Origin of the sequence: Nitrincola lacisaponensis (genome assembly GCF_000691225.1) — a bacterium.
Taxonomy (GTDB): Bacteria; Pseudomonadota; Gammaproteobacteria; order Pseudomonadales; family Balneatricaceae; genus Nitrincola; species Nitrincola lacisaponensis.
The window spans coordinates 35130-48349 of the sequence record NZ_JMSZ01000030.1; the positions used below are offsets into that span (position 1 = coordinate 35130).

A 13220-nucleotide genomic window follows, 5' to 3' on the forward strand; every position below is an offset into this window, starting at 1 on the left:
CCGTTAACTCATCACTGGAAATTTAAAATAGATCAACAGCAGAATAACACCCAGCACCAGCCGATAGACTACAAATGGCATCATACCAATTCTGGCAATCCATTTTAAAAACAAATGAATACATGTCCAGGCACTGATGCCCGCAATCACAGCGCCAGCCAACAGCATCTCCAGTGGCAACACACTCTGCCCCGATGTAATTCGGGTCGCCATCATCACACAGGCACCCAGAGTGACAGGTATCGACAGCAGGAATGAAAAACGCGCTGCCGAGGCTCTGTCAAAGCCCAGCATCAGAGCCACTGTAATCGTCGCGCCGGAACGGGAAGTACCGGGAATCAGCGACATGGCCTGAGCCAGACCTATCCAGATAGCATCTTTAACGCCTATATGAGTAATATCACGGCGCTCTGTACGCTTCAGATCAGCCCAGGCCATCACGGCAGCAAACACCAATGTCGTACCTGCAATTACCAGTATTGAGCGCCCCCAGGTTTCAATCAGCTCCACAAAGAGGGCTCCGGCAATGACGGCTGGCACAGTTCCCAGAATCACCAGCCAGCTCAAGGTACCATTAGGGCTGTGACGCCCCTGTATAGACGCTATCCAGGCAACAAACATCTGCTGCAAGTCCTGCCGGAAATACACCAGAACAGCACAAAGTGTTCCCAGATGAACCCCGACATCAAACGCCAGCCCCTGATCTTCCCAGCTTAATAGCTGGGCTGGGAGAATCAGATGCGCCGAACTGGAGATCGGCAAAAATTCGGAAAGTCCCTGAATCAGCGCCAGAACGGCGACCTGAATCCATTCACTGATGTTCATTGTTGGTCCTTTTTCTTCCAGGCTACTTGATCACGCAAATACACAGGCTGAGCCGCTTCAGGTGTAAACACCCTGCCCGCCTGCAACTCGATAGCGGCCAACTTCAACATATCGGCCGCATGTGGATAACACTCACTTGCCGCGTGCTGCACGGCTAACTGCGTTGCCTGCGGAAATTGATCCAGATAACGCACACCCGTTCCTCTGGCAATAACAGGCAACCCCGCAGTCCCTAACTCAACCGCCTGAGGTGCACTGACCTGTTCAGGCTGCAACAGCTCAACACCCTCACCCCGCGCCTGACAGACAGACCAGTAGACCTCATCCATACGCGCATCAAGCACTGACAACACCCGTGATCCGGGATGTTCTGCGAAGGCCGCGAGGGCGATTGCACTTAATGTCGATACTGGAACCACCGGTAAATCAGCCGCCAGTGCCAGTCCCTGGGCGGCTCCGGTCGCTATACGAATACCGGCAAAAGAACCCGGCCCGCGCCCAAACGCGATGGCATCAAGCGACTGCACACTCAATCCGGCTTCAGCCAGCATCTGCTCGACCATGGGTAACAACAGATGTGTGTGACGACGCGGTTCAATCCGGAAATCCTCCAGAATTGCATCACCCTGCATCAAGGCAACAGAACAGGCATCCGATGATGTATCCAGCGCCAATATACGCATCATGACAAAAAACTCTCCCCCCAACGCGGCATGAGCTGCTGCTCAATACCCAACTGATTCAGAATACGCGCCACCACGAAGTCAATCAGTTCTTCGACAGAGGTTGGCTTATGATAAAAACCGGGAGCAGCTGGTAAAATCACCACCCCCTGACGGGACAGTGACAACATATGCTCCAGATGAATTGTCGATAAGGGCGCTTCACGCGGCACCAGAATCAACTTGCGCCGTTCTTTGAGTGCCACATCCGCGGCACGTTCAATCAAATTATTGCTCGCCCCGGTTGCAATGGCCGACAGGGTTCCGGTGCTGCAAGGGCAGACAACCATGGCCGCGGGGGCACCTGATCCAGACGCCACCGGTGCCATCCACTGTTCGCGACCAAATACATGCAACTGGCCCTCCGCAGCACCAAAGTGCTGTTGTAAAAACTGTTGCTGAGCATCCGGGGTGCCGGGCAATGGCAAATCCGTCTCTGTCGCCACCACCACCTGAGCTGCTTTGGAGATCATCATCATTACCTGGATATCGGCCCGCAACAAACATTCCAGCAGGCGCAGACCATACTGCACGCCTGATGCTCCCGTCAGTGCCAGCGAGACACGTCCACTGAAGTTATTCGCCATGCGCTTTCGCCTCCAGAGCAGCCAGCAGCTTGCGATGTATACCACCGAAACCACCATTAGACATGATAACAAGGTGCATTCCCGGACGCGCCTGCTGCACCAGCTGGCTGATCAGGTTATCAAGATTATCTGTCACCGATGCCGGACACGGGCTGTCAGCCACAACACGGGACAAGGACCAGTCCATGCCTGGCGGTTGATACCAGAAGACCTGATCAGCCTGACGGGCACACTCAGCCAGACGCTGCTGATGCATACCCAAACGCATCGTATTGGAACGCGGCTCAATCACTGCCAGTATCGGCGCATCACCAACACGGGCTCGCAACCCGGCGAGGGTCGTTTCAATCGCTGTCGGATGATGCGCAAAATCATCATAGACACTCACGCCCGCTACACAGCCGAGCAGCTCCATCCGCCGCTTGACGCCAGCAAACCCACTCAAGGCTTGCATGGACTGCTCAGGCAATACACCAACATGGCGCGCAGCCACCAACGCATTCAAGCCATTCATCACATTGTGCTCGCCTGTCAGCGCCCACTGAACCTGGCCCAGTAACTGCCCCTGATGCCATACCTCAAACTGGCTTCCGTCAGCCTGTAGCAATCGGGCAGACCAGTCGCCCTGGCCATTCAGGCCGGTCAGTTGCTGCTCACTCCAACACCCCATGGCCAACACTTCATCCAGAGCAGCAACACCCTGGGGACGAATAATCTGACCCGATGCTGGCAACAACCGCACGACATGATGAAACTGGCGCTGAATAGCCGCCAGATCATCAAATATATCAGCATGGTCATATTCAAGATTATTGAAGATCAATGTACGTGGCTGGTAATGCACAAACTTGGAGCGCTTGTCGAAGAAGGCCGTATCATATTCATCCGCTTCTATGACAAAGAACGGGGTTTCGCCCAAACGTGCGGAACGCTCAAATCCCTGCGGTACGCCACCGATCAGAAACCCCGGAGACATACCGGCTTGATCCAGAATCCAGGCCAGCATTGTTGCCGTGGTGGTCTTGCCATGCGTTCCTGCTACGGCCAGGACCCAACGACCCGGCAACAGGTGATCGTGCAGCCACTGCGGTCCGGAGGTATAGGGCAAGCCCTTCTCCAGTACATATTCAACACAGGGATTGCCACGCGACATGGCATTACCGACAATCACCAGATCCGGTGCTGGCTGCAGCTGGGCCGGATCATAGCCCTGCACCAGTTCAATCCCTTCAGCTTCCAGCTGAGTACTCATTGGCGGATAGACATTCAGATCCGATCCGGTGACCCGATGCCCGGCTTCTCGCGCCAAAATAGCCAACGAGCCCATGAAGGTTCCGCAGATACCTAATATATGAATATGCACCTTGAATCCATCCTCAAACAAACGATTCAGATCATATCAGCTTTACCCCCAACTGTTTATCCCTTACGCAGGCGCAGCATGGCATTTTTTCACTGCTGATCCTTGTGCATTTGCGGTTTTTTTCGCGTACAATCGGCTCTGTTGTAAGGAATACACCAACATCTGCCAGTAACACACGCCGGGGACCGAGCCAGCCATGCAACTTCTGAGCAATTTTCTCAAGCACAAAAAAATCGACTCTGAACTGATCGAACTGATCGACACGCTGATGCTGGCGTGTAAAGAAATTGCGCTGCAACTGCGTGAAGGTGAACTGTCAGGCGTGCTCGGTATTTCCGACAACACCAATGTTCAGGGTGAAACCCAGAAAAAACTCGACATTATTGCCAATGAAGTCCTGAAGAAAGTATTGCTGGACAATCCATTGGTGCGTGGCGTGGCGTCAGAAGAAGAAGACCATGCCGTATTTGGCAATCCGGAAGGACGCTTCCTGGTCACCTTTGACCCGCTGGACGGCTCATCCAATATTGATATCAATGTATCAGTCGGCACCATTTTCTCGATCCTGGAGGTTCCTCCCGGTGAACATGAAGACAGTGACAGCCTGTTCCTCCAACCAGGTACACAGCAACTGGCAGCTGGCTATGTGCTCTACGGCCCGCACGCAGTACTGGCACTGACCACCGGTGACGGCGTCAATATGTTTACGCTGGCACATACCGGCGATTTCCTGCTGACACATGAAGATGTCACTGTTCCTTCTACTACACGTGAATTTGCCATCAACATGTCCAACCAGCGCTACTGGGAACCTGCCATGCGCGACTATATCGGCGACCTGATTGCCGGATCGGATGGCCCGCGGGAACAGAACTACAATATGCGCTGGATTGCCTCAATGGTAGCCGAAGTACACCGCATCCTGACCCGTGGCGGTCTGTTTTCCTATCCCTGGGACTCTCGTAATCCAGGACAACCCGGGAAACTGCGCCTGATGTACGAAGGCAACCCGATGAGCATGCTGATTGAACAGGCAGGTGGCGCCTCTACCACCTGCTACGATCGCATTATGGAAATTCAGCCTGAACACATCCATCAACGCGTGGCAGTTGCACTCGGTTCCCGAGAAGAAGTACAGACACTGATGCGCTATCACCAGGATAGCTGAGCACCACGAGTATTGACCACCTGTCTGACCCTAAGTCGTATATCCCTGGGCAGGTGGTGACTTTAAAATAGCCTCAACGCCGGAATTCATTTAACCGTAACTGTAACCACAGGAACCTACCCATGAGCTTTGTAAACGTACCTTCAGGCAAAGATCTGCCGAACGATATTTACGTCATCATAGAAATCCCGGCTGAAAGCTCGCCGGTCAAGTATGAGATAGATAAAGACTCTGATGCCGTATTCGTTGATCGCTTTATGGCAGCGCCAATGTTCTATCCCGCTAACTACGGCTACATTAACAACACCCTGGCAGATGACGGCGATGCACTGGATGTTCTGGTCATCACTCCCTACCCGGTTGCTGTCGGTTCAGTTGTTCGCTGCCGTCCTGTCGGCATCCTCAACATGACCGATGAAGCCGGCGAAGATGCCAAACTGGTTGCGGTTCCGCATGAGAAACTGTCCAAAGCCTATGGCGACATCCAGGACGTTGAAGACCTGCCCCAACTGACCAAGGACCGCATTGCTCACTTCTTCGAGAACTACAAAAAACTCGAAGTCGGCAAGTGGGTCAAGGTTGAAGGCTGGTCAAATGCAGATGCAGCACGCAAAGCCATTATGGATGCGGCCGCAGCCTATGAGGCTGATGCCAAGAAGTAACGGCCCAGCCTGTAAAAAAAAAGCCCGCTACTGCGGGCTTTTTTTATGGAAGATACCCGCCGTTTCACTCAATCACGTGCATGCTTGACCAGATCATCCACCACTTCCTGCTCAACATGCAGATCATCATCATCCTTCCGGGCTTGCGGCAACACCAGATTCAGCACAATCGCGACAATACCACAGAGGCTCACACCCTGCAGACTCATTGCACCATCGCCCAGCGCCATGCCACCGATACCGAACACCAGCACTGTCGCCACAATGACCAGATTACGCTGCTCTGCCATATCGACGCGCGCCTTGATCAGGGTATTCATACCCACCGCTGCAATCGAACCAAACAGCAGAATCAGAATACCACCCATGACCGGCGTTGGAATGGTTTGCAGTAACATGCCGAACTTTGCCACAAAAGCCAGCATAATCGCGAAACATGCCGCCCAGATCATAATGACAGGGTTGAAGGCACGGGTCAGCATTACCGCACCGGTCACTTCAGAATAGGTCGTGTTTGGCGGACCACCAAACAGAGCAGCCGCAGAGGTCGCCACGCCATCACCAAACAAGGTGCGATGCAGGCCCGGCTTTTTGACATAGTCCTTGCCGGTCACATTACTGATGGCCAACATATCACCCACGTGCTCAATCGCAGGCGCTATTGCCACCGGAATCATGAACAGTATCGCCTGCCAGTGAAACTCCGGCATCACGAATGCGGGCATTGCCAACACAGGTGCATCGCGAACAGTGGAGAGATCCACCATACCCATCATCCAGGCAGCGATATAGCCCACCACTACACCACACAGGATTGGCAGCAACCGAAACAGACCGTGTGCAAACACAGCCACGGCACCAGTCGTAATCAATGCCGCCATGGCGACAATGATTGCGTCCTGATAGGGGTAAATCTCAAAGCTGCCATCACCAGCCTTGCCCATCGCCATATTGACCGCAATCGGCGCGAGTCCCAGACCGATCACCATAATGACCGGACCGGTCACGACTGGCGGCAGTATGCGATGCAAAAAGCCAGGCCCCTTGAGACGCACCAAAGCAGCCAGACACATATAGGCAATCCCGGCAGCAAACAATGCCCCCATCGTTGCAGGTACGCCCCAGGTCTGGACTGAATAGATAATCGGCGCAATGAATACAAAAGATGACGCCAGAAAAATAGGTACGCTGGCCCCTGTGATCAGATGAAACAGCAGTGTCCCCACACCTGCCGTAAACAGCGCCACACTCGGATCCAACCCGGTTAACAGAGGCATCAGCACCAGCGCACCAAAGGCCACAAACAGCATTTGTGAACCGGCTAGTGCGGTACGCCAATGGAAGGTTTTTTCGGTACCCGCCGTTACATCCTGCATAGAGTTCTCCACTCGATTCAATGTCTATCCCGCTTTATTCAGCGGGTGCCAAAAATTTTATCGCCTGCATCGCCAAGCCCAGGAATGATGTAACCCTGCTCATTCAGGTGAGAGTCCACCGAGGCTGTAAAAATATCCACATCCGGATGCGCCGCGGTCACCTTGGCAACCCCTTCCGGCGCTGCCACCAAAACCAGTGCACGGATACTGCTACAGCCCGCTTTTTTCAGCATCTCGATGGTGGCGATCATGGAGCCGCCGGTAGCCAACATCGGATCAACAATCAGTGCCATGCGTGAGTCAATATCACTGGCCAGTTTCTCGAAATAAGGTACCGGATCCAGCGTTTCTTCGTCACGATAGACGCCCACAACTGAAATCTTGGCACTGGGCACCAGCTCCAACACCCCATCCAGCATGCCCAGCCCTGCGCGCAGGATCGGCACGACGGTAATTTTTTTGCCCTTGATGCGGTTTACTGTCACCGGGCCATTCCAGCCCTCAATTTCATAGGGCTCCAGCTCCAGATCCTTGGTCGCTTCATAAGTCAGCAAACACCCTACCTCGGCAGCCAGCTGTCTGAAGCCACGGGTACTCTTGTCAACAGACCGCATCAGACCCAGTTTATGCTGGATCAATGGGTGTTTTATCTCATGCAGACTCATGCCTAACCTCTCTATGCACTCAGTTAATCCCGTCACGGGCAATCTCATGTGTCAATTCTTAGGGAAAGCCCCTCGTATTTCAATCCATTTACACCTTATCTTGCGGCAGATCAGTTGCCCTTTGGCCCACAGACCAGTATTGTTCTGCGTTTAGCAACTGCCCTCTACAGAGTTCATGCATGTCACAGGTTGAATTGGAAGAAATCAAACAGGTCTATCAGGAAGCAGATCAGCTGTTCAGCACCGAGGAAGTGGATCAAGCCATCAGCCGCATGGCGGCTGCCATCAGCGCACGCTTAGGCGATCAGAACCCGGTTGTATTCTGCGTCATGAACGGTGGACTGGTGATCACCGGCCAGCTGCTGACCCGTCTGGATTTTCCACTGGAAGCCAGCTACCTGCACGCCACACGTTACCGCAATACAACCTCGGGGCACTCGCTGGAGTGGAAGGTTCCGCCCATGTCTGCCTTTCGTGGACGCCCGGTTCTGGTAGTGGATGACATACTGGATGAAGGCCATACACTGGTGGAAATCATGGAGCACTGCCGGCATGAAGGCGCCAGCGAAGTCTATGCGGCTGTGCTGATTGATAAACGTCACGACCGCAAGGCCCGCCCCGGACTCAAAGCCGACTTTACCGGCCTGGAAATTGAAGACCGCTACATCTTCGGTTACGGCATGGACTACAAGGGATACTGGCGCAACGCCCCCGGCATTTTCGCCGTCAAAGGGCTTTAATCAGCCCTTTTATCCGCCATGCAGCTCGTTATAGAGCGCAATGAACTCCTGCGTCAGCTTGTGTGCAGGCGCCAGATGGATCAGTGGTCGCGCCTCATTGTGTGATTCTTTCATTTTCACCGATGATGAAATACGCGACCGCATTACAGGTACAGTCTCCGCTTCCAGTTCTGCAACCATGCGCTGCGGCAGGCTCGCACGCGGCTGAAACTGGTTCACAACGATTCCTTCAACCGTCAGGGCCGCATTATGATCCGCCCGGGTTTCTTCAATATTATTCAACAGACTGTACAGCGCCTGACGGGCAAACTCGTCACAATCAAATGGAATCAGGCAGCGCTCTGCACCCGCCAGAGCCGACAAAGTAAAGAAATTAAATGCAGGCGGAGTATCGATATAGATGACATCGTAGGATTCACGCAGCTCTTGCAAGGCATCTCTGAGCTTGTAAATTTTGTGCTTGCTTTCCAGCTTGGATTGCAGATCAGTCAAATCCGGATTCGAGGGGATCAACCAGAGGTTTTCAAAGGGTGTAGGGTGTACATAGTTGCTCACCGGATGGGGTTTCAACTGGAACGCCAGTGTTTGCTCAAAAAAATCACGCATATCACTGTCTGGCAGGTTTGAATCATCACCCAGTAAATAGTGCGTTGAGTTGCATTGAGGGTCCAGATCCACTACCAGGGTTTTCAACCCATTGTGAGCACTGATCGCAGCCAGATTGACTGCAATACTGGATTTACCCACACCACCTTTCTGATTGAACACTACCCGAATCATCTGCAGCCTCTCTAGCCTGAACATCTTTCGGCACTATGCTACGAATGCGCCTGCCGGTCAACGGTCTGAAAGTCTGAGCCGGGATTTATCGGCAAGCTTGCCGGTTAAATGTACTGAACGTCGCCTAACTGGCCGCCATCCGACAATTTAAGCCTGGTGAAATAGACATAGAGACGGTTTTCAGGCACACTACGACTTTTATCGTACCAGGACAGAACGCGGCTTAATCATGGCTCGAATACTGCTGATCAACGGTCCAAATCTGAATCTACTGGGCACTCGTGAACCCCATATCTATGGCAGCCTGCGGCTGCAGGATATTGAAGCGATGCTCACCGCAGAGGCTGAGAAACTTGGCGTTGAGCTCAGTTGTTTCCAGAGTAATGCCGAGCACGCCCTGATTGATCGCATCCATCAGGCCCGCGATGAGCAGGTCAACTATATTCTGATCAATCCGGCGGCTTTTACGCATACCAGTATTGCACTGCGTGATGCGCTGGCCGGTGTGGCTATCCCGTTTATCGAGATTCACCTGTCCAACGTCCATGCGCGCGAGCCTTTCCGACACCACTCTTACCTGTCGGATCTGGCTCGTGGCGTCATTTGCGGACTCGGTACCGATGGCTATCGCTTTGCTCTTCAGGCCGCCTGTAACAACCTGAAGGGCTGATTTTTTTCACTCTCAATCCAATCAGAGAAGCTAAACAGAATGGACATTCGTAAGGTTAAAAAACTCATCGAGCTGTTAGAAGAGTCGAACATCAACGAAATCGAAATTAAAGAAGGTGAAGAGTCCGTTCGCATCAGCCGTGGCGGTACGGTAGCAGCGGCACCTGTCTATCACGCACCGAATTACCAGCCAGCACCTCAGCCAGCTGCAGCGCCCGCGGCCGCACCGGTTGAAGCGGAGAAAGCTGAAGCCACACCGCGTGGTCATGTCGTACGCTCACCCATGGTTGGCACCTTCTACTCCTCACCATCGCCCAGCTCGCCTGCTTTTGTTGAAGTCGGCAAGCCTGTCAAGGTCGGTGATGTCATCTGTATCGTCGAAGCCATGAAAATGATGAACCAGATCGAAGCTGACAAGGCTGGTATCGTCGAAGCGATTCTGGTTGAAGACGGACAGCCGGTTGAATTTGATCAGCCCCTGTTTACGATTGTCTGATCAATTTACTGATGCAAGGATCTTTTCAAGATGCTGGATAAAGTTCTGATTGCAAACCGCGGTGAAATAGCACTGCGTATTCTGCGGGCATGCAAGGAGCTGGGCATACGTACCGTTGCCGTGCACTCACAGCCTGACCGGGACCTGATGCATGTACGTCTTGCGGACGAGGCTGTGTGTATTGGCCCGGCACCTTCAGGCAAAAGCTACCTGAACATTCCTGCCCTGATCAGCGCGGCAGAAGTCACTGACTCTATCGGTATTCATCCCGGTTACGGCTTTTTGGCAGAAAGTGCAGCCTTTGCCGAGCAGGTAGAGCGCTCCGGCTTTACCTTTATCGGACCTTCTGCGGATGTAATCCGCCTGATGGGTGACAAGGTCTCGGCCATTGCTGCCATGAAAAAGGCCGGTGTTCCCACTGTACCTGGATCTGATGGTCCGTTACCGGATGATAATGCTGAGCTGTATGCGATTGCTGAGCGCATCGGTTATCCGGTGATTGTCAAAGCAGCTGCCGGTGGCGGTGGCCGCGGTATGCGCGTCGTACATTCAGAAGCCAGCCTGCTGAATGCTATTCATGTCACACGTTCAGAAGCCGGCGCCGCCTTTGGTGATGATACCCTCTACATGGAGAAGTTTCTGGAGAAGCCTCGTCACGTAGAAATTCAGGTACTGGCCGATGGACAGGGTAATGCCATCCACCTGTTTGACCGTGACTGCTCAATGCAGCGCCGACACCAGAAAGTGGTTGAAGAAGCGCCAGCACCCATGATTGATGAAACCGCACGCCAGGCTGTTTTCAAAGCCTGTGTGGATGCCTGCATTCACATCGGCTACCGTGGCGCAGGTACATTCGAGTTTCTGTATGAAGACGGGCAGTTCTATTTTATCGAAATGAACACCCGTGTTCAGGTCGAGCACCCGGTCACGGAAATGGTGACTGGCGTGGATATTGTCAAGGAACAGCTGCGCATTGCCTCTGGCATGCCACTGTCGTTCAAGCAGGAAGATATTCAGCTGCGCGGCCATGCATTTGAATGCCGTATTAATGCCGAAGACCCGAAAACCTTCCTGCCCTGCCCTGGCAAGGTATCTCATTTCCATGCACCGGGTGGCAACGGTATTCGCGTTGACTCACACCTCTACGATGGCTACACGGTACCTCCTCACTATGATTCACTGATCGCCAAGTTGATCAGTTATGGTGAAGACCGGGCCACCGCATTGAAGCGTATGCAAAACGCACTGGATGAGACCATGATTGATGGTATTCGCACCAATATCCCGTTGCATATGGATATTGTCCGCGATGCCAACTTTATCAATGGCGGCGTCAACATTCATTATCTGGAGAAAAAGCTCGGCCTCTGAGCAGGCTGAACGCTTCTTCCCCGAAAAGCCCGCTCCTGCGGGCTTTTGTTTCATGTCAGGAACATAACATTATGTCATGGTTGCAGATCAAAATTCCCGTCTCCCCTGAACAAGCCGATGCCTTTGAGGATCTGCTACTGGAAGCTGGCTGTGCTGCAGTGACCTTTCAGGACGCTGAAGACACACCTATCTTTGAACCCGATCTTGGCACCACGCCACTGTGGCAATCCACCGTCGTGACCGGTCTGTTTTCCGCCGAACATGACCTGGAAACAACACTGAGCCATATCCGTGCCCGTGCGCCAGAACTCTTACCCGCTGGCCAGGCTGTTCCTCATATCCATGCAGAGATACTGGAGGATAAGGACTGGGAGCGAGCTTGGATGGACATGTACCATCCGATGCAATTCGGGCAACGCCTCTGGGTCTGCCCAAGCTGGCGCGAAGTACCCGACCCACAGGCCGTTAACCTGTTACTCGACCCGGGACTGGCATTCGGTACAGGCACACACCCCACAACAGCCCTGTGTCTGGAATGGCTGGATGCCACAGAGCTGAAAGGCTTGCAGGTAATCGACTATGGCTGTGGCTCAGGCATTCTGGGCATTGCTGCACTGCTACTGGGCGCCCAAAAGGTACTGGCTGTAGATATAGATCCGCAGGCGCTGCTGGCAACGCGTGACAACCTTCAACGCAACCAGCTGGACGACGCTTGCCTGACCACGTACTTGCCACCAGAAGTACCCGAATGCCAGGCAGATCTGTTGATTGCCAACATTCTGGCCGGTCCGTTAATCCAGTTGGAGCCGGTGTTTAGCAAACTGCTCAAACCCGGTGGTAAACTGCTGCTATCCGGATTACTGGACCATCAGGCAGACGAAATACAGCAGGCCTATACGGCCAACTTTGATCTGGATGCAGTCGCCACAAAAGATAACTGGATTCGTATTACAGCCCAACGTCGGTAATGCATCATGACTAAACAGGTCGCTCAATGCCCAGCCTGCAAAGCACGTTACAGTGTGACGCCAGGACAGCTGCGCATTGCGAATGGCAAGGTACGTTGCGGTCAATGTCTGACTGTTTTCGATGCCTTGCAGCGACCTGCAACACCGCCCTTGACGCCGCGGACGCCCCCTTCTTCCCCTGCGACCTCACCGGTTCAGCCCGAACCCAAACGTCAGGAAACAACAGCTAAAGCCATACCACCCCAGCCGGCTGATCCTCTGACACTGCTCAGCCAGTTGCGTGCAGATCCACCAGAACTGCATCGTCGCCCGCCACCCTCACGTCGTTATGAAGGCTGGGCATTCAGTGGTTCTGTGCTGGCATTATTGTTACTGGCAGGCCAATATCTCTGGTTTGAGCGCGCGCAGCTTTCCAGCGATCCCTGGCTGACAGATGTCTATCAGTGGAGCTGCCGATACCTTGACTGTACACTCCCAAGCCAGTCAGGACTCAAAGGTCTGCAAACAACCCACGTGCTGGTACGTCAGCTAGACTCTCCCGATGACGCTCTGGAGCTCCTGACCGGCTTGCATAACACCCACTCGCTACCCGTCAGCCTGCCACAGCTCAGAATTCACTTCAGCGATTCCAGCGGGCGTATTCTGGCAGCACGGGATCTGCTACCCGTCGAATATCTCCCAGGCTCTGACAGCACACAGATCGAACCAGGTGCACGTCTGAACATCCGTTTGATGATACAACGTCCAGCCACGGGACATCTGGGCTACGAGATCGACTGGATCGCCAATCCCGAACCGGAACACTGAAACAGATCAAAAAATCATCAG

15 protein-coding genes are annotated in these 13220 nt (G+C 53.5%); 8 read left to right on the top strand and 7 right to left on the bottom strand.

The genetic code is table 11. The features are described 5' to 3' along the window. Positions 1-3 precede the first annotated feature (3 nt). From ADINL_RS09815 to mpl, 4 genes are read right to left on the bottom strand one after another with little or no spacing between them, the layout of a single operon-like run. Positions 4-825, bottom strand: a complete 822-nt coding sequence (locus tag ADINL_RS09815) for an undecaprenyl-diphosphate phosphatase (RefSeq protein WP_036547186.1) — start codon at positions 823-825, stop codon at positions 4-6. Then, positions 822-1511: a tRNA (adenosine(37)-N6)-threonylcarbamoyltransferase complex dimerization subunit type 1 TsaB gene (gene tsaB / locus ADINL_RS09820; protein WP_051632708.1), complete on the bottom strand. Its 690-nt coding sequence runs from the start codon at positions 1509-1511 to the stop codon at positions 822-824. The genes ADINL_RS09815 and tsaB overlap by 4 nt, the downstream gene beginning before the upstream one ends. Further along, on the bottom strand, positions 1508-2134 hold the full coding sequence (locus ADINL_RS09825; protein WP_036547189.1) for a flavin prenyltransferase UbiX: 627 nt from the start codon (positions 2132-2134) through the stop codon (positions 1508-1510). Before ADINL_RS09825 ends, tsaB begins: the two co-directional genes overlap by 4 nt. After that, positions 2124-3497, bottom strand: a complete 1374-nt coding sequence (gene mpl / locus ADINL_RS09830) for a UDP-N-acetylmuramate:L-alanyl-gamma-D-glutamyl-meso-diaminopimelate ligase (protein ID WP_036547192.1) — start codon at positions 3495-3497, stop codon at positions 2124-2126. Before mpl ends, ADINL_RS09825 begins: the two co-directional genes overlap by 11 nt. 196 nt (positions 3498-3693) lie before the next feature. On the opposite strand from mpl, the gene ADINL_RS09835 reads away from it, so the two are divergent. Then, positions 3694-4665, top strand: a complete 972-nt coding sequence (locus ADINL_RS09835; protein ID WP_036547195.1) for a class 1 fructose-bisphosphatase — start codon at positions 3694-3696, stop codon at positions 4663-4665. Between the two features lie 122 nt (positions 4666-4787). After that, on the top strand, positions 4788-5327 hold the full coding sequence (gene ppa / locus ADINL_RS09840) for an inorganic diphosphatase (RefSeq protein WP_036547197.1): 540 nt from the start codon (positions 4788-4790) through the stop codon (positions 5325-5327). A gap of 68 nt (positions 5328-5395) precedes the next feature. Here the strand turns inward: ppa and ADINL_RS09845 are convergent, their stop codons facing one another. After that, positions 5396-6703: a uracil-xanthine permease family protein gene (locus ADINL_RS09845; protein WP_036547199.1), complete on the bottom strand. Its 1308-nt coding sequence runs from the start codon at positions 6701-6703 to the stop codon at positions 5396-5398. Between the two features lie 38 nt (positions 6704-6741). Continuing rightward, on the bottom strand, positions 6742-7368 hold the full coding sequence (gene upp / locus ADINL_RS09850) for a uracil phosphoribosyltransferase (RefSeq protein WP_036547202.1): 627 nt from the start codon (positions 7366-7368) through the stop codon (positions 6742-6744). A gap of 179 nt (positions 7369-7547) precedes the next feature. On the opposite strand from upp, the gene ADINL_RS09855 reads away from it, so the two are divergent. After that, positions 7548-8108 (top strand): hypoxanthine-guanine phosphoribosyltransferase, encoded by a 561-nt coding sequence (locus ADINL_RS09855; protein ID WP_036547205.1) that lies wholly within the window; start codon positions 7548-7550, stop codon positions 8106-8108. A gap of 9 nt (positions 8109-8117) precedes the next feature. Here ADINL_RS09855 and ADINL_RS09860 read toward each other — a convergent pair whose 3' ends face one another. Continuing rightward, a complete protein-coding gene (locus tag ADINL_RS09860; protein WP_036547207.1) occupies positions 8118-8888 on the bottom strand; it encodes a ParA family protein in 771 nt (256 codons plus the stop codon). A gap of 229 nt (positions 8889-9117) precedes the next feature. On the opposite strand from ADINL_RS09860, the gene aroQ reads away from it, so the two are divergent. From aroQ to ADINL_RS09885, 5 genes are all read left to right on the top strand, one after another. After that, positions 9118-9558, top strand: coding sequence for a type II 3-dehydroquinate dehydratase (gene aroQ, locus ADINL_RS09865; protein ID WP_036547211.1), 441 nt, complete (start codon positions 9118-9120; stop codon positions 9556-9558). A 39-nt stretch (positions 9559-9597) separates the two neighbouring features. After that, a complete protein-coding gene (gene accB / locus ADINL_RS09870; protein ID WP_036547213.1) occupies positions 9598-10053 on the top strand; it encodes an acetyl-CoA carboxylase biotin carboxyl carrier protein in 456 nt (151 codons plus the stop codon). Between the two features lie 30 nt (positions 10054-10083). Further along, entirely contained in the window at positions 10084-11424 is a 1341-nt protein-coding gene (accC, locus tag ADINL_RS09875; RefSeq protein ID WP_036547215.1) for an acetyl-CoA carboxylase biotin carboxylase subunit, read from the top strand. A 71-nt stretch (positions 11425-11495) separates the two neighbouring features. Then, positions 11496-12392, top strand: coding sequence for a 50S ribosomal protein L11 methyltransferase (gene prmA, locus ADINL_RS09880; RefSeq protein ID WP_036547219.1), 897 nt, complete (start codon positions 11496-11498; stop codon positions 12390-12392). A gap of 6 nt (positions 12393-12398) precedes the next feature. Next, positions 12399-13199: a DUF3426 domain-containing protein gene (locus ADINL_RS09885; protein ID WP_036547222.1), complete on the top strand. Its 801-nt coding sequence runs from the start codon at positions 12399-12401 to the stop codon at positions 13197-13199. Positions 13200-13220 lie beyond the last annotated feature (21 nt).